At 60.4% G+C, this 19,967-nt stretch carries 14 protein-coding genes and 4 pseudogenes; 9 read left to right on the top strand and 9 right to left on the bottom strand.

Features of this window, described 5'->3' with window-relative positions; translation table 11 throughout:
- Nucleotides 1-44 precede the first annotated feature (44 nt).
- From ABID16_RS23175 to ABID16_RS23165, 3 genes and pseudogenes are all read left to right on the top strand, one after another.
- Nucleotides 45-476 (top strand): TroA family protein, encoded by a 432-nt coding sequence (locus tag ABID16_RS23175; RefSeq protein ID WP_354558748.1) that lies wholly within the window; start codon nucleotides 45-47, stop codon nucleotides 474-476.
- Between the two features lie 18 nt (nucleotides 477-494).
- Nucleotides 495-1,616, top strand: coding sequence for a DUF2218 domain-containing protein (locus ABID16_RS23170; protein WP_354558747.1), 1,122 nt, complete (start codon nucleotides 495-497; stop codon nucleotides 1,614-1,616).
- 443 nt (nucleotides 1,617-2,059) lie between these two features.
- Nucleotides 2,060-2,203, top strand: a pseudogene (locus ABID16_RS23165) (IS630 family transposase); the annotation flags it as partial.
- A gap of 128 nt (nucleotides 2,204-2,331) precedes the next feature.
- On the opposite strand, the gene ABID16_RS23160 reads toward ABID16_RS23165, so the two are convergent.
- The 9 genes from ABID16_RS23160 to ABID16_RS23120 all read right to left on the bottom strand — a co-directional run bounded on the left by ABID16_RS23160 (nucleotide 2,332) and on the right by ABID16_RS23120 (nucleotide 13,106).
- Nucleotides 2,332-3,057 carry an SDR family NAD(P)-dependent oxidoreductase gene (locus ABID16_RS23160; protein ID WP_354558746.1) on the bottom strand — a complete coding sequence of 242 codons (726 nt, stop codon included), beginning with the start codon at nucleotides 3,055-3,057 and terminating at the stop codon, nucleotides 2,332-2,334.
- Nucleotides 3,054-3,467, bottom strand: coding sequence for a Zn-ribbon domain-containing OB-fold protein (locus tag ABID16_RS23155; RefSeq protein ID WP_354558745.1), 414 nt, complete (start codon nucleotides 3,465-3,467; stop codon nucleotides 3,054-3,056). Before ABID16_RS23155 ends, ABID16_RS23160 begins: the two co-directional genes overlap by 4 nt.
- Nucleotide 3,468: 1 nt before the next feature.
- The gene (locus ABID16_RS23150) at nucleotides 3,469-4,644 is read right to left on the bottom strand and encodes a thiolase family protein (RefSeq protein ID WP_354558744.1); all 1,176 of its coding nucleotides are present in this window, start codon (nucleotides 4,642-4,644) and stop codon (nucleotides 3,469-3,471) included.
- 74 nt (nucleotides 4,645-4,718) lie between these two features.
- Nucleotides 4,719-6,215: a sugar ABC transporter ATP-binding protein gene (locus ABID16_RS23145; protein ID WP_354558743.1), complete on the bottom strand. Its 1,497-nt coding sequence runs from the start codon at nucleotides 6,213-6,215 to the stop codon at nucleotides 4,719-4,721.
- Complete coding sequence (locus ABID16_RS23140; protein ID WP_354558742.1) at nucleotides 6,212-7,306, bottom strand: strictosidine synthase; 1,095 nt, start codon at nucleotides 7,304-7,306, stop codon at nucleotides 6,212-6,214. The genes ABID16_RS23145 and ABID16_RS23140 overlap by 4 nt, the downstream gene beginning before the upstream one ends.
- Nucleotides 7,303-9,384, bottom strand: a complete 2,082-nt coding sequence (locus ABID16_RS23135) for an ABC transporter permease (protein ID WP_354558741.1) — start codon at nucleotides 9,382-9,384, stop codon at nucleotides 7,303-7,305. The genes ABID16_RS23140 and ABID16_RS23135 overlap by 4 nt, the downstream gene beginning before the upstream one ends.
- Before the next feature lie 98 nt (nucleotides 9,385-9,482).
- Nucleotides 9,483-10,514 carry a sugar ABC transporter substrate-binding protein gene (locus ABID16_RS23130; protein ID WP_354558740.1) on the bottom strand — a complete coding sequence of 344 codons (1,032 nt, stop codon included), beginning with the start codon at nucleotides 10,512-10,514 and terminating at the stop codon, nucleotides 9,483-9,485.
- A gap of 61 nt (nucleotides 10,515-10,575) precedes the next feature.
- Nucleotides 10,576-11,559 carry an ABC transporter permease gene (locus ABID16_RS23125; RefSeq protein WP_354558739.1) on the bottom strand — a complete coding sequence of 328 codons (984 nt, stop codon included), beginning with the start codon at nucleotides 11,557-11,559 and terminating at the stop codon, nucleotides 10,576-10,578.
- Nucleotides 11,556-13,106: a class I adenylate-forming enzyme family protein gene (locus ABID16_RS23120; protein WP_354558738.1), complete on the bottom strand. Its 1,551-nt coding sequence runs from the start codon at nucleotides 13,104-13,106 to the stop codon at nucleotides 11,556-11,558. Before ABID16_RS23120 ends, ABID16_RS23125 begins: the two co-directional genes overlap by 4 nt.
- A 217-nt stretch (nucleotides 13,107-13,323) precedes the next feature.
- Between ABID16_RS23120 and ABID16_RS23115 the strand changes: the two genes are divergently transcribed.
- The 6 genes and pseudogenes from ABID16_RS23115 to ABID16_RS23085 form a co-directional block, all read left to right on the top strand.
- Nucleotides 13,324-13,896 (top strand): helix-turn-helix domain-containing protein, encoded by a 573-nt coding sequence (locus ABID16_RS23115; protein ID WP_354558737.1) that lies wholly within the window; start codon nucleotides 13,324-13,326, stop codon nucleotides 13,894-13,896.
- A 334-nt stretch (nucleotides 13,897-14,230) separates the two neighbouring features.
- Nucleotides 14,231-15,760, top strand: a pseudogene (locus ABID16_RS23105) (TnsB C-terminal domain-containing protein); the annotation flags it as partial.
- Between the two features lie 2 nt (nucleotides 15,761-15,762).
- The gene (locus ABID16_RS23100) at nucleotides 15,763-16,641 is read left to right on the top strand and encodes a TniB family NTP-binding protein (RefSeq protein WP_354558749.1); all 879 of its coding nucleotides are present in this window, start codon (nucleotides 15,763-15,765) and stop codon (nucleotides 16,639-16,641) included.
- A 181-nt stretch (nucleotides 16,642-16,822) separates the two neighbouring features.
- A complete protein-coding gene (locus ABID16_RS23095) occupies nucleotides 16,823-17,674 on the top strand; it encodes a TniQ family protein (RefSeq protein WP_354558736.1) in 852 nt (283 codons plus the stop codon).
- Nucleotides 17,675-17,851: 177 nt separating this feature from the next.
- A pseudogene (locus ABID16_RS23090) lies at nucleotides 17,852-18,975 on the top strand (site-specific integrase).
- 98 nt (nucleotides 18,976-19,073) lie between these two features.
- Nucleotides 19,074-19,829, top strand: a pseudogene (locus tag ABID16_RS23085) (integrase); the annotation flags it as partial.
- Nucleotides 19,830-19,967: the final 138 nt, after the last annotated feature.

Raw genomic sequence — 19,967 nt, 5'->3', positions numbered from 1 at the left:
GTAGATCCCCAAGCCCTCCTGCAATCGTCGCAGAAGGTAAATAGGTGGCCGACTTTTACGCCGCCCGAAGCGGGACTATCCCGCCGCTACCGTGGACTAATTTTGCACCGCCGCTCTCATATCTGCTGTCCACGCCCCACGACGTTTACATAGCCTCCGGCGGCGGACGGGCCTCGGGAAGCCGGCCCGCGATCGGGCCTGGTATCGACCCCGCTTTGGGCCGGCAAGGACTGCAGCGTTTGATCGATGGAAGGCCTGCCTTCGACCATTTGCCAAGCGTTCGCGCGAAGCGCGTTCATGGGATATGGACCGGGCTGATCACCAATCTTCCGCTCAACATCCTGTACATAGCCCAAGCCGCAAAATGGCTTCACCCCGAGCAATGCGTCGATCTCGACCCTGCGGCCATGCTCGATCGCATCAATCGCGATTTCGCGGCATTCCCCATCGAGGGACCGTTGTGGGCCTCGATCTGAGTTCAAGGAGAAATCCGGTTGTCACCGATCATCAACAAACGATATCGCGCAAGCGCCATGGTGCAGTTTGCCAAAATTAGGGACTACGTCGAGCCGATCATCGACTCAATCGCGACCCACGACATGACAGTCGAAGAAGCCGATGGTGTTCATCATATCCGCTCACCGTTCGGCACTGCCACGTTCGAAACGACCGGAAACGGCTTCAGGCTGACGGCCGAAGCCAGGGACGCAGGTGGTCTCAATCGGCTGAAACATGCGCTCGTGGGGCCAATCGGCTTCATCGCCGCCCGTGAAGACCTGGAGATCCAGTGGGAAGGGGATTATGCCGAACCAGCCCTTCCAGCCGATTTGCGCATAATGCATGTGAAATCCGTCGAAAACATTGCTCCCCGCCTCCGCCGGATCGTGTTCCGGGGGGAAAATCTCGAACGGTACGATCGCAACGACCAGTTCCACTGTCGGCTCATCTTCCAGCCGCGCGGCACAGTTGAACCGCGCTGGCCGATGCTCGATCATCGCGGCCATGTCGTATGGCCGGATGACAAGGCTGTTCCGACACGGGTCTACACCATCCGGCATATCGACGCAGCAGCCCAAGACATCACGATCGACTTTGCCCTTCACGCTGAGCCCGGTCCGGCGACCCGGTGGGCCATAGACGCGCGGCCGGGCGATCTTGCCGGTATCCTCGGCCCCGCCGCCAATGGTCCCAAACACGCAGAATTCCATGTTTTGGTCGGAGATGAAACCGCTTTGCCGGGTATTGCCAGGATCCTTGAAAACCTGCCCGCCACCGCGACCGGCCATGCGTTCATCGAGGTGGACACCAAAGCAGACGAGTTGCCACTTCGCTGTCCGTCCGGCATGGCGGTCGCCTGGCTACATCGCAACGGCGCCGATGCCGGCACGACGACGTTGCTGGAGGATCGCATCCGCACGATAAAATGGCCCGAGCAGCTCGATGCAGTCTTTGTCTGGGGCGGATGCGAGCACCGAGCGTTCAGTGCTATTCATCGGCACCTGAAGAAGGATACCGGGCTTTCCCGCGATCGCTTCGTGCTTTACTCGCATTGGCATAAGCATCTCAGCGAAGAAGACATCATCGCCACAGGAGCAGACGCATATCTGCCGCAATGAAAGCCCCAACTACTCTCTAAGGTCTTGAACGAGGGCGATGCGCGAGCCCGTAGCGCAGCGGACAACAGATGTTGTTTTTCGCCCGAGGTGCACAACAAGGAGGCCTCTGATGCGGTTGCTGTTGGGGGCTCTTGTCGGTCATAGCGCGCGGGGCTTGAAGGCTTGAGCACCCTGCCTTTCCCGCGTCTCCGCCTTGAAGGGATGTGGACCGACGACCCGGTGATTTCGTATCTTGCTCCGTTGAAGATTATCCAGTTAAAACAGGAACGCACCCCGGCGAAACGATTGATGCGCCGCCTCGCTGAGCTCGACTCTTTGGCCTTCCCAAAACGCGGTGACTCTGAATCTCGGGTGCAAACCGGAGGTCTGCGGTGCGATCAGGGATTTCGTTGCGTGCCGATTACTAGAGCCGGTCTTCAATGGCTGGCGCGGCGATGAATGACGCAGCGCAGATACGACGTTTGTTGGCGCTCGCCTCGATCTATGACGGCGGATCCCGTTCAGATGCCATCCGTCTCGGGAACGTCACGCTCCAGATCATTGGAGATTGGGTCATGCGTTTCAATGAACGCGGCCCTGCTGGACTGGTCAATGGTAAGGCTCCTGATCAGAAGTAACGGTTGAACGACCAGCGGCGTGCGGCCTTCCCCACCTTGCGTCATCGCGAGGTCGCCTGCAGTGAGCGTTCGGGACGGGATGCAACACAACTTGGAATTCATGTTCGTAACTTCGGGAAAGGCATGCCCGCGCTATGTGCGGTGGCACCGCCGTCAATCGGAATGATCGCGCCGGAAAGGTATGAAGATTCGGACGACGCCAGGAAGGCGATGACCGACGCGACTTCTTCGGGCCGCCCCATGCGTTGTTGCGGTAGTTGCAATTGCTGGCCGGCACCAAATTGCTCGATCACGCCGCACATCATCTCCGTGGCCGTCGGACCAGGGCAGACGCAGTTGACGCGAATGCCGAACCGGCCGTAATCCACCGACCACGTACGAGTCAGCGCCACGAGCGCGCCTTTCGAAGCGGTGTAGGCATCGGCAAGCGGCATTGCCCTGAGCGCAGCCACACTCGACAACAGCACGATCGATCCATTGATACGCATGCCAGGGCGAAAGGCGCGAACCGTTAGCATGACACCGGTCAGATTGACGGCCAATGTCTTGTTCCAGGCGTCGATGGTCAATTGCTCCGCCCGGTTGTCGTCTGGGCGCAGGTTGATGCCGGCACAGGGCACCAGCGCATCGATAACGCCTATTTCCGCGGCGATCGCGGTAATGTTTTCTTCCGACGTGACATCGCAGATATGGCTGACGATCGACGGATCTGGATTCGGATTTCGGTCGAGCGAGTGCACCACCCAGCCCCGCTCCTTCAGCAGAGCGGCGGTGGCGCCGCCGATCCCCTGGGCGGCACCGGTGATAACCGCGATAGCGCTCATGCCATGGTCTCCAGCCGGAAAACCGGCAGCACAGCGTCGCCCGCCTCTTCGAAATCGACAGTGACCCTGTCACCGATCTTGGCATCGATGGCGCCTTCGCCGACGATGTTGCTCATCAACTGCACACCTTCATTGAGGCGGATGATGGCGATCACATAGGGAAGACGATCGGCAAATCCGGTCGGTGGCCCTGCCAGCTGGGCAGTGACCGCATAGATCTCGCCCTTGCCTTCGGAATCCCGCCAGCCCAGACGGTCGCTGAGGCAATGCGGGCAAAACAGTTTCGGATACATGTTGAGCCTGGAGCATTCATGGCATTCCTGGACAACGAACCGGCGTTCGCGGGCGGCGTTCCAGTAGCCATCGGACCAGGCGCTCGGGTGAGGAAGAGGACGTGTCGGAGTGTTCATCTTAGTGCTCCCGCGAAAGAATCGTGACGTGAGAATCCATCCATGTGCCGCCCGAGGCGGTCTCGACCGCATTGACCAAGTTCGGAACCTGGCGGGGTCCGGCCTTGCCCATCAGCTGGCGGAAGGCTTCGACCATGACAGCAATGCCGCCGCCGACCGCGGTATGACCCTGGGACAGCATTCCGCCATTGGTGGTCATCGGCAGTGAACCGCCGGGCGACGTTTCGCCTGCGGCAACGAAAGCGCCGGCGCGCGCTCCACGGCAGAGCTTGAGCCCATCAAGCGTGATCAGCGGCCAGACTGGATAAGCGTCGTAGATCTGCGCTAGCTGGATCTGATCCGGGCCGATACCGGCCTTTTTATAGGCCTCCATGCCTGCCTGCTCGAAACCCAACTTTGCCAGATCGGTGTCTTGGGAGATGGAATAATGGGTTACCAGTGAGCCGTGGCCGCGCACATAGACCGGTGTGCTGGTGATATGGGGCGCATCTTCCGCGCGGGCAACGATAAAGGCCGATGCGCCGTCTGCCAGCATGTTGCAATGCTTGGCACGCAAGGGTGTGGCGATCATTTTTGACGCGAGCACCTCCTCGATCGTCAATGGGGTGCGGAACATCGCATTCGGATTGAGCTCGGCCCATTTGCGCAAGGAGACGCAGACCGCGGCGAGCTCTTCTTCCGTCGTGCCGGTCTCGTGCATGTAGCGGTTAGATGCAAGCGCGCCGACGGCATTCATGTTGTGACCGTACGGCGCTTCCCATTCCTCCGAAACGCCGGTCGTGGAAAACAGATCGATCCCCGCCTGTTTTGGCAGCGAACCGACGGCGTCGGAATGGACGCACAGAACGTTTCTTGCCAGCCCGCCGGCGATCAAGCCTTCGGCAACTGCCAGCATGCTCGAACTGGTGGCGCCGCCGGACATCACCTGCACGTTCATCTTGGCTGAGCGCAGCATGCCGAGTTCCTCGCAAAGCCGCGAGAAAACCAGATCGACATTCCAGTGGCGCGATGCGAGCGCGCCGACCGGCATGATCACATCGATGTCGCGGGGCGATATGCCGGCATCGAGAATGGCGTCTCGGCAAGCGATGATGGCAGCCTCGACTTCGCTGCGTTCGGGATATCGCCCTGTCGGGACCTCTCCGATCCCGACCGTCGCTGCGGATACTTTCTGCATAGTAGTACTCCTTCCGTTTGGTTCGCGGCCATGGCTGCGGAAACGTGTGACGGCGACGGGGCAGGCGCGTTCAGTCAGTGAACGGCCGCAAACATTATATTTTGTTCGGTCGCGGTTTCAGCATTGAACTCTTCGACGACCCGGCCTTTCTGGCAGACCAGGATTCGGTCTGAGAGGCTCAGGATCTCGGGCAGGTAGGATGAGATCACCACTACAGCGAGACCTTCGTCGGCGAGCGCGTTGATGATCTGATGGATTTCCGCGATGGCGCCGACATCGACGCCGCGCGTTGGCTCGTCGAAGATCACCAGTTGCGGCTTCTGCACCAGTGACTTGGCGATCACGACCTTCTGCTGATTGCCGCCGGACAACTCGATTACCCGGGCGTGGGAATTGATTGTGCGGACATTGAGCCTGCTTGACCACTGAGCGGCGACCTTGGCAATCTCGGACATCCGAACCACCGGTCCCGGATTGAACCCCGCCGTCAGATAGCCAATACCGATATTCTCGGCGATCGACATCGTATCGAAAAAGCCCTCCATTTTGCGATCTTCCGTCACATAGACGATGCCGTCACGGACGGCGGCCTTCGGGACGCTGTAGCGCACCGATTGGTCGCCGAGCTTCGTCTCGCCGCCATGCAAAAACTTGCGTTTGGCAATTCCGGCAATGATCTTTGCGGTTTCGGTCCGCCCCGAGCCGATGAGGCCGAAAATGCCGGTGATCTGGCCGCCATAGACGGTGAAGGAGGTGTTGCGCACCACTTTGCCCATCGACAGGTTCTGCACACTCAGCACTTTCTTCAGAGGCTTGCGCGGCTTGCGTACCGCCTTCTCGTGCAGATCCTTAGACAGGGACCGCCCGACCATCGCGGTGATGATCCGGTCGCGATCGAAATTCTGCGTGATGTCGGAGATGACGATCTTGCCGTCCCGCATGACTGTGATGCGATCGGCAATCTCCAGCGCTTCTTCCAAGGCATGCGAAATGAAGATGATCGACACACCATCGCCCTTGAGGCGTGAGATCAGCGAGAAAAAGTGATGCTTTTCCTCCGGCGTCAGCGAGGCTGTGGGTTCGTCGAAAATGATGACCTTGGCATTGTGGCGCACTGCCCGGGCAATTTCCACCATCTGCTTCTTGGCGACGCCCAGGGTCGAGACCTTAGCCCAGGGATCGACATTGAAGTTCAGCGACTGAAGGAATTGCTGTGCGGCGATGTAGAGTGGCCGCAGGCGGTTGAAGAAACGCTCGTCCCCGAGGAAGAGATTCTGGCCCACGGTCATCGACGGCACGAGGCTGTTTTCCTGGAACACCATGTTGATGCCCTGCGCCATCGCCGCCGCCGGCGTTGAGAAGGAAATCGGCTTGCCGGCGACGAGTAGTTCGCCGCTCGATGGAGAGGTCACGCCGGCAATCAGCTTGGTCAGCGTCGATTTGCCCGCGCCGTTCTCGCCGAGCAAGGCATGGACCTCTCCCCGCCGGAGTATGAAATCGACACTGTCGACGGCCGAAACGCCGCCATAGGCCTTTGTCACATTGCGAAGTTCGACGATGGCATCGCTCATGCCGGTAGCCCTCCGCTATGCCTGAGTGAGACGAGCGCATCGCCTCCAAGACTTCCAGCGACCAGCTCTTCGCCACGGTCCGCGACACTGGTAATGCCGTGGCGCGTGCCATCGGCGCGGCTGTGCCAGCTGGCGACGGGCGCAAAATTCTCGTCGAGACTGATAATCAGCCCAAAGGACCGTGTTGGAGCCCAGGGTTTCATCACACCAAGCTGTTTGAGCCCGCCACCTTGCAATGGTTCCAGAAAGGAATGCGGCGCGGTCAGCGAGGGCGCCATCCACAGGTCGGATGGAATCGAGCGCATCATATCGGCGCGGAACTTGTCCTCCCGCAACACGAATTCGATCAGTTGGCTTCGTGGCGCGAACACCGAGAGCCAAGCGCCACGCCCGCTGCTCTGCGGTGCCAGCCGCGCGGGATAGCCCGGCAGATCCTCGAGAACCGGCCGGACATTTCCTGACGGATCGATGCTGATCAGACGACTTTGCCAGCTTTCCGAGACGACCAAGCTGTCCTTGTCATCGGCCAGGATGCCATAGGGGAAAGCCAGGTCGCTGGCGATCTTCGTCAATGACTTCTGGCTCAGGTCGAGCGTCCACACCGATCCCGCGGCGTTGCGCTCCATCAGATCGCGCTTCCATTCTGAGAGCGGATTGCGATGCGAGCCTTGGCATATATGCAGCCTGTCCTCGCCGGAAAAACACAGAGCCGTTATGCAGGTCAGGCTTGCGGCTTGTCGCTGGTCGAGCGAAAAGCCGTCGTGTTTTCCGCCGCGAACGATTACGCTGCCGTCCATAAGCGCGATCGCCAACGCATTGCCGGTCGAGGCCGCAAGCGCATTGACAGCATGTGGGAATGCTTCGACAGGCTCGGGCGTGGTGCCGTTGATGCGCATCAGCTGGTTTCCGGAGGAGAACAGCATCTCTTCGCCCCGACGCACGAGATTGTCCGGTCGTGATATGGGAGCCAGAAGCGGGGCATCCTCGATCAGCGTATTCGGCTGCAGCACGCCGTCCATTGGCGGCGTGGTGATCGCGTGGCGGCCGTTGCCCCGGATCCTGTCGATGAAGTTTCTAATCGGCGCAATCATCTTGCCTCTCCGCGGTAGGACGCATGCGCGGTCCAGGTCGGATCTCCACCCGGAATGCGGTAGCGACCGATGCGATTGTTGGAAACGCCGCCGAGATACAACCAGCCCTCATGTTCGCGCATCGAGGTGATCATCGGATGATTGGTGCCGCGGCTGTCCCATAGACAGTCGGTGATGCGGCCGTTCTCGTCGAACTTGATGACGCAGCCGTAATTCATGTTGGGAAACAGCCATTCGTCCGGCGCAACGCGCTCGACCATCCGCTTTCTGAAGCCAGGGTTCTGGAGCGCCATGTCGAAAATCGGGGTTCGCATGCCGACCATCGCCAGCCAGTAGCCGCCGTCCGAAGCGCGGTTGATATTGTCTGGATAACCCGGCAGATCGGGAATGACGACCTCGCGCTGGCCTGTCCTTGCCCCGGCGAACCAGTAGCGGGAGACGCAGCAGCCCCAAGTTTCGGCAAAGAAGAAGGACTCGCCGTCACGCGCCATGGTGATGCCATTGGGGAAGCGCAGCTTGTCCATGATCGTTCTAGTCGATCCGGTTGACGGATCGTAGCAGATGATGCGACCGTTGCCGCGGGCTTCGAGCGCATCGACCATCCAGTCCGACATGTCGAAGCGGATCGTCGCCTCGCTGAAGAAAATCCGCCCGTCCGGTGCGATATCGAGATCGTCGGCTAGGCGCATGCGAGAATCGTCGATCACCGAAAGCCAGCTGCGGTTCGTCTGGTCGGAGAGTCGGGTGATCTTCTTGTCCGGGCCGATCCGGTAGAGGCCCATGCCGGCGACGCAGGCGAGCAGGTTTCCGTCCCGATCGAAGGCCAAGCCGAGCGGATGACCACCGGTATGGACGAAGACTTCCTTGGATGTGAAATCCGGCGCGAAGAAGCGGATGATATCGCCATGGCGCGTACCGCAATAGAGATTGCCGGCGGCGTCGAGGATAGGATCTTCCGGTCCGTCGATTTCGCCGAGCCCAATCAGTTCCACATCTTTGAGAAGGTTGTTGAGTGCATAGGGTGATGCCGAGCCTTCCGCCGTCTCGGGCGCCTTGCCGAGTGCAAGAAAAGTGGGCGACACATAGACACTGGTCTGCAGCTTGTCGCGATGCTTGACCCATTTCACATCGATAGCCACGGCTGCGATCAGCACGAAACCGAGCACTGCGGATGTGCCGCCGGTTGGCAGTGACAGGCGCAGGAGGCTGTTGGACAGGATCAGGATGATAATCGCACCCAGTACGGCCTTGAAGACCGAGCCACGCCCGCCACCCAAGCTGTTGCCGCCGACCACGGCAGCGGTCAGAGCAAGCACTTCCAAGCCGACACCGGTGTCGGATCCTGCTGCATTCAGGCGCGAGGCATAGAATACGCCGGCCAGGGCGGCCAGCATACCGGACAGGACATAGGTCATGGCGATCGTCCGCCGCACCGGCAGGCCGGCGTTGAAAGCAGAGCGCCTCGAGCCGCCGACAGCCATGATGTGCCAGCCTGGGCGCAGGCGCGTCAGGGTTAAATGCGCGAGAATGGCAATTGCCAGGCAGACGATGAGTGCCACCGGCATTCCCAGAACGCGCTTGAAGCTGATGAAGTCCCAGATCCGCGATAGCGTCGTCGGCCGGGCGACTTTCACCGCATATTCCAGGATGAACATATCAACGATCGAGCGGACGATGATCAGCGTAACCAGCGTCGTCAGAAAGGCCCGCAGCCGTAGGTAACCGATCAGGATGCCATTGACCAGACCCACCAGCGCCCCGCACAGGATAGCCACCGGAATGACCACCAGGATCGGCCAGCCCAGCATGTTGAACAGGGCAAGCGTGACGAAATTGGCCAGAGCGAAGACCGAGCCGACGCTGAGGTCGATACCGCCGGCCAGCATGACGATGGTCATGGCCATGACGACCAGCAGCAGTTCGCCGAACTGCGCCGACATGCCGAGCAGGCTGCCGACCGCCACAAGCCCGGGGATCATCGACCCGAGGACGCAGAGCGTCAGGATCAGAATCGCGACCGGAATTGCATTGTCGATCCAGCTCTTGGCGAGGATTTCGCCAAGTATGTGGTCCGGCACAAACCTGTACCGTAGGCGGGTCAATGTTTCGCGCATGGCCATATGAAGGTTAGGGTAAGTTGAGGTGCCTATCGGGGACAGGCACCGTGACGTTCGCCTCAGGGGCCGAACTTCTTGACGTCTTCGAGCTTCCAGCAGGAATCGGCCGTCATAGTCTCCTTGGTGATAACCTTCAGCGGCGTATAGAGGCCGACTGAGTGCTCACCGGGTGTCGTGGGCTTGTTCTGGAGAATGGCCCGCACGGCCATCATCAGGTCGCGGGCCTGCCCCTTGGCGTCGTAGCTAACATAGCTCGAGAAATTGCCGCTCTCGATATTGTCGCAGGCAGACACCTGATTACCGCCGCCGGAGCTGGCGATATATATCTGGCCCTGCTTGCCGGCTTCCTTGATTGCCGCGGCAATGCCGACATCCATATTGTCCCAAAGGCCGATGAAGCCGCAGAGATCCGGATTGGCCTTGATCACCGTCGAGGCAATCGCATGCGCCTTGCTGGCATCCCAGTCCGCCGCTTGGTTGGAGACGATCTGGATTTCGGGATGATCCTTCAGCGTCGCCTCGATGGCCTGGATGCCGTATTGCGACGTCGGGTTGGTTAACACGCCCTGCATGACGGCAATCTTGCCGGACTTGCCGGAATCCTTGCCGCAGAACTTGACCATCGACTCGGTTTCCTTGACCGCAAGGTCATACCAGTCGGGTCCGACGAATACGTCGCCATTGGCATCGGCCTTGAGGCTGACGGTGATGACGGGAATTCCAGCAGCATTGGCCTGCTGGATCAGGCGGGTATAGGCCTGGATTTCAGGCGGGTGGACGACGATGACATCAGGTTGTTCGGAAATCAGCTGCGATATTGCCTGCGCGCCGGCATCGACGCTCCAGTTTGGATCGCGAATGGTCAGTTCGTAGCCGAAGCGCTGCGCATCGAGCTTGAGACCAGCGGCCCACGCCTCGGTAAGATCAAATCCCATCGCGATCGGCACGAAGGCGACCTTCTTGCCCTTAAGTGCTGCGGAACTCTCATTGATCAGGCCATCATCGGGGGCAGCCTGAAGCGGACCAGACGATGCAAGCACACCCATCGCCACCGACGCTGCAATAGCGCAGCCTTTCATGAAGTGTATCATTTTCGTTCTCCTCCCAGTTATCGACATGTCTTCCTCCCTTTGGCGCAACCGACCTCCCCGATCAGATGTCGCCCTGTTGCGAAGTTTGCTCGTCGCGCGGATTCATGAGCGCATCGATGATGATCGCGGCGAGCAAGATCAGGCTCTTGATAATGTTTTGTAGCGTGTAGGGGATGTTCATGATCGTCATGCCGTTCAGCAGCACGCCGATCAGCAGGGTTCCGACGAGCACGTTGCGGATGCCGCCCTTGCCGCCATTCAAGCCAATGCCGCCGATCACCACCACGAGGATGATGTCGTACACGAGGTTGGAACGGGCAACCCGCGTCTCCATGCTATCGACTGCGGTTGCCATCACCACGCCGGCAACGAAGGCGATCGCCGCGGTCAGCAGATATTGGAGCACGATCAGCGGCCGGATCGGCACGCCGGTCGCGCGCGCCGCCAGCGGATTGTCGCCCATGGCAAAAAGGAATCGGCCCGGAACGGCAAATCTCAAAAATAGATGCGCCAGCAGCGCGATGACCGCAAACACCATGACAGGGCTGGGCACGCCCAGTATTTGGCCACTGCCGATCCATTTGAACCAGCTGTCGCCGGCGGCCTTGAGATAAACCAGATTGTCTTCCAGCAGAACCGCCCTGACCGAGCCATAGGCCGCAGTCCCCATGGCCAGTGTCGCGAAGATCGCCGGCACTTCCAGATAAGCGATCAGCACACCGTTGATCAGCCCGATGGCCAGCGCCAGCACGAAACCCATCGCGATGGCTTGGGAAAGATCGACACCATTATTGTTTAGCTGCAGCACCCAGGCAACTGAAACGGCCATGATTGCCACCACGGACAGGTCAATGCCGCGGCCGATGATAGCAAGCGCCATGGCAATGCCGAGAATGCCGAGAATTGCAACATTCTGCAACAGAGCCAGAATGTTGCCCGGCGTCAGAAAGCTGTGCAGGGTGGCGGAGAAAAATACGACCAGGACGATGGTGATGATAGCGACGATCTTTTCCTGCGAGAGTTTGGTGATTGATCGTCCGCTCATGCCTCTACCTCGTGCAGCCTGTCTTCCAGCAAATTGCGTTGGATCTTACCGGTCGTGTTGCGAACAAGCTCCTCGGATGAAATGAAGATGATGCGTTTTGGCCGTTTATAGCGTGCCAACCGGCCATCAAGGAGTGCCATTACATCGTCTTCGGACAGAGCGGGATCGCGCCGAACGATGAAGGCCACTGGGATCTCGCCCCAGACGGCATCCGGCTGGCGGACGACAGCGACTTCCTCGACCCGGTTCGACGCCTTGAGGATCAGCTCGATTTCCGCCGGGTAGATATTCTCTCCACCCGATTTGATCAGGTATTTGCGCCTGTCGATATAATCCAGTGAACCGTCGTGGTTCCGGCGGAAGTCATCGCCCGTGTGGAACCATCCACCACGGAACTCGTGTTCGGTCACTGTGGGTGCGCTCCAGTAGCCGCTGAAAAGCATCGGCGAGCGGACGCACATTTCGCCGATCTCACCGGTCGCCACTTCCATGTCGTTTTCGTCCACCAGCCTGATCTGGCAGAGGGACGACTGATGCTTGCCGAACTGCGTCGGCAGAAATCCCGAGGGGAAGATCGATGCACTGGCCGGGCCGGCCCCGGTTTCGGTGGAACCGAAGCTGTTGAGAAAGGGTGAACCGAGCAGTCGGCTGACTTCGGCAATCTGCTCCGGCGGCACGAGATTGGCCATGCAGCCGGCGCCGGCAATGCGCTTGACCGGCCGCGGCGATGCCTTCAACGCCTCGATCATCCGTTGCATCATGCCCGGCATCAGCACTAGCCAGCCACAGGCCTCCTCCTGCAGGCAGGCGACGATCGCGTCAGCATCGAAGCCGTCGACGATCGAAATCGTGCCGCCTTGGGTAATAGCAGCCAGCGTCGGATCGGCGGAGGCCATGTGATAGAATGGCGACCATGCGATACAGCCGTCCGTCGGCAGAATCGACCAGTCCACCATCATCGCCAATCCACGGGCGATCATGGCGCGATGGCTGATCAGCGCCCCTTTGGGCAAGCCGGTCGTGCCACTGGTATAGAGGATCAGCAGCCCGTCTTCCGGATCAACCTCGTCGCCGGGCTCCCCGGTTGATGCCGGATCGAGGCAATCCTCAAATGCCGGCCCAAAGGTGACGCGCTCGACCGTGTCGCTCGACAGTGACATGGCAATGTCAGCATAGCGCTGCGAACTGAACAGGATCCGCGGCTGGACCAGGCTTATGCAATGGGTGAGTTCCGACGCCAATAGCCGCCAGTTCTGGCAGGCTGCAATCAGGCCGAGCTTGGCGCAGGCCAGAATGATCTCGAGATATTCCGAGCGATTTTCCGACAGGATGGCGACCCGGTCGCCCCGGCCAAGTCCCCTGCCCTTGAGGAAATCCGCGACCTGGTTCACCCGTGCATTGAGATCTGCGTAACTGGTGCGCGCCGCGCCCGCCCTGATGGCAATGTTGGCCGCGTGGCGTCGCGACGCATCGCGAAAAAGCGTGCCGATGGTCGGCCCCGAAGTTGCCCCGGCCAATGCAGCGGCGGAATGGCGCGTTTGAGTCATCAACGCGCACCGATGCCAGGCTGCCTTGCATATCGATATTTTGCAATCGGAACTCTCGCTCCCAGCGCCATCACATCCTCCCGAATGTCGCTTAGGTTTCCTGAATGTTTCCTATGAAGACACTTCAATGTCAACTAGTTTTATGCGATAACAACAAGTCCGCTTCGGGACCCGTTCCGAAATGGGAAGTGACGACAAAACGACATGGGGGAAGACGTTGGCCACTAGCGATCTCGGCGCAACCTTGCGAAACATTCGAAAAACCGTCGGCCTGACCCTGGATGCCGTCGCTAGCCAGGCTGACGTGACCAAAGGTTATCTGTCGAAGGTCGAGCGCGGCACGGCCTCGCCATCCATCGCCGTTGTCAGCCGACTTGCCGATGTCTACGGCGTTCGGCTGGCAGATGTGTTCATACCGGACGGCGAGCGCGGTCCCATTGCGGTCACGCGGGTTTCAGAGCGCACACAGATGAACCGCAACGGTATCGAACTGGGCTATGTCTACGAGGTAGGGTCGCCCAAGAAGACCAATCCGCGGGCCGACATCTTCTTTCTGACCTTGCCCTGTCTGAGCGACGATATCGGCCGACCCGAATTTAGCCATGCGGGCGAGGAAGTCATCTTGGTTCTTGAGGGACAGATGCAGTTTACGTTTGCGGGTTCGAAGATCCTGCTCGGCCCGGGAGACTGTATGCAGTTCGATTCCAGCGTCCATCATCATGGTGTCGCGATCGGCGGCAAGGACGCCAAGGCTTTCGTCGTAATCATTCCAGACAAGCGGGAGGGCTGAAATATTAAAAATCCTGGCGCGCAGATTGGTTTGCGTCCGAGGCTGGACTGAACGATACGACGCCGAAAGCCAATCATCAAATGCATCATGGCCCTGAAAAGGGCGATGCTCGACGTTATAGTAATCGGCAAGCCTGTTTCGGCGTCCTTGCGTAGTTCTCGATCGGCAGCAAAGCCGCGACGAGGAGCTCGAGCCACATATCGTCGACTGATATGTTCTCGTTGGATTTGCGGCGGAGTGGCTTGGCCACAGCTGACGCTCTGCGACTTGCCCAACTTGTCGAACTCGCTTCCCAGCACCGCAGGGAGGTGGTTTCGATAACATCAAAGTTGACAAGGTTGCCATCAAGCGTGCGGCGGCTGAACTGCGGCTCACCACCCGGCAAATCTACAATCTCCTTGCGCGTTACCGCGCCGATCGCACGGTGACCGCCTTGCTTCCTCGCACCGCGATCAGTCGGCGCAAGCGGCTGCAGGAACAGGTGGAGAAGATCATTGCGGCCACACTTCGCGAGAAGTGGCTGACGCTTGAGCCGACTGCACTTGCTCCGGTGGTCGACGAGATCCGCGCACGGTGCGAGGAAGCCGGTCTTGCCGTCCCCTCTTATGTGACGGTCGCCCGGCGCATCCCGATGTTGTTTTCGCCTGAAGAGATCGCGAAGAAGCGATCGGCCAATCCAAAGCACTTGCTGCGGCTGAAGCCGCGACCAGGCTATATCCACGCGCCGCACCCGCTCGCCGTGTGCCAAATCGACCATACGCCGACTGACATCAATTTCGTGGAGGTGGTCGATGGTGCCGGTGTGTTCGTCGGCCGCCCGTATTTGACTGTTATCACCGACGTGGCGACACGATCCATTCTTGGCTTCTGCCTCACCCTGGAAAAGCCGTCGGTTTTGTCCGTCGCGCTTTGTCTCGCCCAAGCCATCTGCCCGAAAGACGCATGGCTTGCCGCACGCAATCTCAATCACGTCTGGCCGATGTTCGGTCGACCGCGGCTGCTGGTCACGGACTCGGCGATGGAGTTCAAGGGACACGCCTTCCAGCGCGGATGTGACGACTACGGCATCCGGGTCCGCTATCGTGATCGCGGCCGCGTCCATCAGGGCGGGGTGGTTGAACGGTTGCTGGGAAAGCTCAATGCGGTTCTCGCCGCCTATCCCGGTTCGTCGGGGCGCTCGGTCGCCCACCGCGACGAATATCCGGCCGAGCGGCGCGCGTGCCTGAGCTTTGCCGATCTGGAGCGCTGCATCGCGCTCGCGGTCATCGATCACAATCTTCAGGAAAATTCCAAGACCCTGAAGGTGCCGCTGACCGAATGGCAACGCAACAGTACGGAACTGCCGGACTTTGGCGACGATCCGCAGCGTGTGCTGCTGTCGTTTCTGCCGGGGACGGAACGACGACTGTCACCGCAAGGGATCAGCATGTTCGCCTTGCACTACTATTCGCCGTGGCTGGGCATCCTCGTGCCCGAGCGCGACCGGCTCGAAAAGATCGAGGTGCGATACGATCCCCGCGACATCAGTCATGTCTACGTCCGTGATCCGGAAACCCGTCAGTTTCGCCCGGTCGAGCGACGCGACAGCCAGCTGACGCCTTTGACGCTGTGGGAACATGAAGCAGAGCGCGCCCGTCGGCGTACAAATAATCAACGCTCAAACGTCGAGAAGGTGGCGTTTCGCCGCGAGATCGCAGCCATCGCCGAGACCGCAAAGTCTTCCAAGCGCCGGCTGCGCGACAGCGTGCGCAATGCCCATGCCGCTGCGGCGGAAAAGCCTTATGCGGTCATGCAGCCGCCGGCACCTCTTCCCGTAGAGCATCCCCCGCGCCAGAAGCGCCGGCTCCCGGTGGAGGATTGGTAGCAATAGTGGATCATTTGCTCGAGCATGTCCGGTCCTATCTTGACCGTGATCAGCAGGAAAGGATCGCCTATATCCGCGCGCCACGGTGGATCGGGCATCATGTCGCCCAGGACAGCCATCGGCGGCTGGCCGAGCTGTTGGAACGACCTCCATCTTTGCGAACCCAAGGGCTGATGTTGGTCGGGCCGTACGCCAACGGCAAGACGATGATCGCCGAGCGGTTCGCCGTCGAGCACCTGAGAACCGCACCCGAGCAAAAAGTATGGATGGTCCAGACACGCGAAGGCGCCGGGCTCGGTCATTTCTATGCCAGCATTCTGCAGGCGCTGCGCGCTCCTGGCGGCGACATATGGGAGCTTCGCCGCAAGGCAGAGCAACTCGATCACTTCCTGTCCAGCCTCAAACCGAGGATGCTGATTTTCGATGAGTTTCACAATGCGTTGCGGGGCCGTGCCCGCGACGTCGAAGCCGTCTTTGCTTTCCTGCGGCGCATCGGCCGCCAGTATGACATCTCGCCGGTGCTGATCGGCGAGGTGGCCGTCTGCGATTTCGTCAACGCCACCAGCGAGATGGCGAGCCGCTTCGATCTGGTGGCGGTTCCGCGGTGGCAATATGACGAGACCTATCTCACGTTGTTAGACAGCCTCGAAGCCGCTTTGCCGCTCGCAAAAGTCTCGGATTTGTCGAACGAAGCATTGGCGCGGCGGATATTCTGTCTGTCGGAAGGCTTGATCGGCGAGATCGTCACCATCGTCACGAAGGCTGCCATCGCCGCGATCAGATCCGGGACCGAACGCATCAGCAAAGCCAGCATTGACGAGCTGCGCCACGTGCCGATCTCGCAGCGGCGCAACTCAGCTCTCCGCGAGACCCTTCTATGACGACGGCGCACGCGCCGGTCATCAGCATCCGTGAACGATATCGCGATGCCGTTTCCGACCGGTGGCCGGTCATCGTGATGCCGCAGCCAGACGAATTGCTGTCGAGCTGGTTGCACCGGCTTGCCTATTCCAATGGTGTAGCCCCAGGGCCTTCGCTCGTGTACTCGGGCTCAAATCGGGAATGTGGTCGGCAGCCCTTGATCTGAGGCTGCCGAGTGATGTCGCCAGCCTGCTCCGCGCACACACCGGTATTTCGTCCGATCAGCTCTCGGCAATGACGTTGTCGCCCACTTTACCGAAGCAACTCCTGCTGCCGCTGCGCAACAGCGGGCGACGCGACGGTTCAACTTGGCTGCAGTTCTGTTCTCGCTGTCTGGCCGACGATGCACAGCCATACTTTCGGCGGCGATGGCGGCTGGCCAGCCGAGTTTCATGCACAAGGCATGGCTGCAGATTGCGTGACCGATGCCCATCCTGCCACGGCCACATTGCGGTTTTCGACCAGGCCGAACTCGTGCCGCAACATTATTGTGTCTCGTGCGGCTATGATTTGCGCCGCGCATCCATTCCTTACCTCAGTCCAGCAACGAGAACGTTTGACCGATGCATCGACAATATCTGCAGCCTGGAAGCAATGACCCACTCCCCGTCTGGTCCTGTGCTTATTCGCCGATTGTTGGGCATGCCCAGTGTCGGCGGCTGCTACTCAACGATGATCCTCACCAGCCTGTCGACAGCGGCACGGACGTATTGCGCCGAACGCCTCAATCTCCCAAGTGAATGGCCGGTGGATGGTGCTGAGGATGACGATGAGGAACGCAAAGCGCGCCTTCTCCGACATCCCATTCCGTCGCCGAGTGACCGCCGCGCTTGGATCGAGCTACTGACGAACGCACTCGGACGAAGAAGAGGACGGCCGAGTGCTTCGGCCGGCAACGAACCGGGCATAAGTCTCCCAGACCTGCTTGGCGCCTACGCCAGCATGAGCCCAGGTCCCGGTCGTCGCCTGGCGCAGAAGCTGATCGGAAGGTAGAGAAGGCCGCCGGCGGGGCGGCGAGAGCGGAGCGGGAGCGCGAACCCATGCCGCCGAGCATAGTCGGACGCGTGCAGTTCATACCGCTTATTTCCGCCAAAACCGCACCGCCCGTCAACATGGTTTTATGTCCAATAATGTTGCATTACCGGACATATGCTGATAGTCTCCCAAATCATGCAACAGCCCCCGGCAAACACGTCCAAAATCGTCGATATTGCCCCGGGCGATCTGCCCGACGACGTCGATGTTGTCACGGAGATGGGTGTCTCACCCCCCGCCCCGCAGCCGACACCCCGTGTCTCGGCGCGGCTGGAAGCCCTGGTCGAGACCGCGACAGCCTACGCCAACGCCGCCAGTTCCGAAAACACCCGCGAGGCCTATGCCAAGGACTGGCGGCATTTCACCGCCTGGTGCCGGCGCGAGGGTTTTGAGCCGCTACCGCCCTCAAGCCAGGTGATCGGCTCTATATCGGCGCCTGTGCCTCGGGCGCCGCTGCCGGCGGTCCCAAACGCAGTGCCCCTGCGCTCTCGGTCGCAACAATAGAGCGTCGTCTCTCCGGCCTCGCCTGGAATTTTACCCAGCGTGGCGTACCGATGGATCGCTCCGATCGGCATATTGCGACGGTGCTCGCCGGCATTCGCCGCAAGCACGGAACGCCGCCGCGGCAGAAAGAAGCGGTGCTAGGCGACGACCTCAAGGCGATGCTCAACACGCTCGGCCATGATCTGCGAGGTCTGCGTGACCGGGCAATTCTGCTGCTGGGCTTCGCCGGCGGCCTGCGGCGTTCCGAGGTCGTCGGTCTCGATGTCGTCCGCGACGATCAGAGCGACGGCCATGGCTGGATCGAGATCTTTCCAAACCAAGGGATCCTGGTAACGCTGCGCGGCAAGACCGGCTGGCGCCAAGTCGAGGTCGGCCGCGGCGCTTCCGACCAGACCTGCCCCGTCGCTGCGGTTGAGAGTTGGATTCGCTTCGGCCGCATCGCAAGAGGCCCCCTCTTCCGACGCATCTTCAAGGACAACAAGACGGTCGACGTCGAGAGGCTATCCGACAAGCATGTCGCTCGGCTGGTCAAGCAGACAGCCCTTGCCGCGGGCGTCCGATCCGATCTTCCAGAAGGAGAACGTGCACTGCTGTTCTCAGGGCACTCGCTGCGCGCCGGGCTTGCCTCCTCGGCCGACATTGAGGAGCGCTACGTGCAAAAGCAGTTGGGTCACGCTTCGGCTGAGATGACGCGCAAATATCAGCGGCGGCGCGACCGGTTCCGGACCAATTTGACAAAGGCATCAGGGCTTTAACAGGCACCTCCCCTCACCAGGCATGAAATCGTTAGGTCAAAACAGCATGCCGGGTTTTTAGCTTGGCTTTTCAATTGAAATCGGGAAGTAAAAGCCACACCGACCAGGACATCGAAACTCTGCGCCACCTGGTCAACGAAGGCATGGGCGAAAACACCTTGCGCGCACTCACATCCGACCTTGCCTATCTGCAGGCCTGGTCGCTCGCCGCGACCGGGGCTTCCCTCCCCTGGCCGGCGCCCGAAGCCTTGGCTCTTAAATTCGTCGCGCACCATCTGTGGCAGCCCGAACAGCGTGACATCGATCCTCACCACGGCATGCCAGCCGATGTCGAACAGAGCCTGCGGGAACAGGGTTTTCTGCGATCGCCAGGGCCGCACGCGCCCGACACGGTGCGGCGGCGGATTGCCAACTGGTCGACGCTGACGAAATGGCGCGGCCTGACCGGCGTCTTCTCCTCCCCTTCCCTGAAATCCGCGATACGCCTTGCCGTCCGTGCGACGCCGCGGCCAAGGAAACGCAAGAGCGCGAAGGCAGTTACTGGCGATGTTCTTGCAAAACTGCTCGCGACCTGCAGCACGGACAGTCTGCGCGATATCCGCGACCGGGCCATCCTGATGGTCGCCTTTGCCTCAGGCGGTCGTCGTCGCAGCGAGATTGCCGGTTTACGCCGCGAGCAACTCACCGTCGAGCCGCCCATCACCGTCGAAGGCGGCCCTCCCCTCGCCTCTCTCGCCATCCATCTGGGGCGCACCAAGACGTCCGGCTCGGAACACGCTGAGGTCGTCTATCTGACGGGTCGACCCGTCGATGCGCTCAACGCCTGGCTTGCGGCCGGAAGAATCGAGACGGGGTGAGAGCGGCGGTGCAAAATTAGTCCACGGTAGCGGCGGGATCGTCCCGCTTCGGGCGGCGTAAAAGTCGGCCACCTATTTACCTTCTGCGACGATTGCAGGAGGGCTTGGGGATCTACACCGTGGAACTATATCTGA

This window comes from Limnomicrobium aquaticum (assembly GCF_040545545.1).
In the GTDB taxonomy this organism is placed as follows: Bacteria; Pseudomonadota; Alphaproteobacteria; order Rhizobiales; family Rhizobiaceae; genus Ensifer_A; species Ensifer_A aquaticum.
The sequence above is the reverse complement of the archived record's forward strand: the minus strand, read 5'-3'. Positions and strand labels throughout refer to the sequence as shown.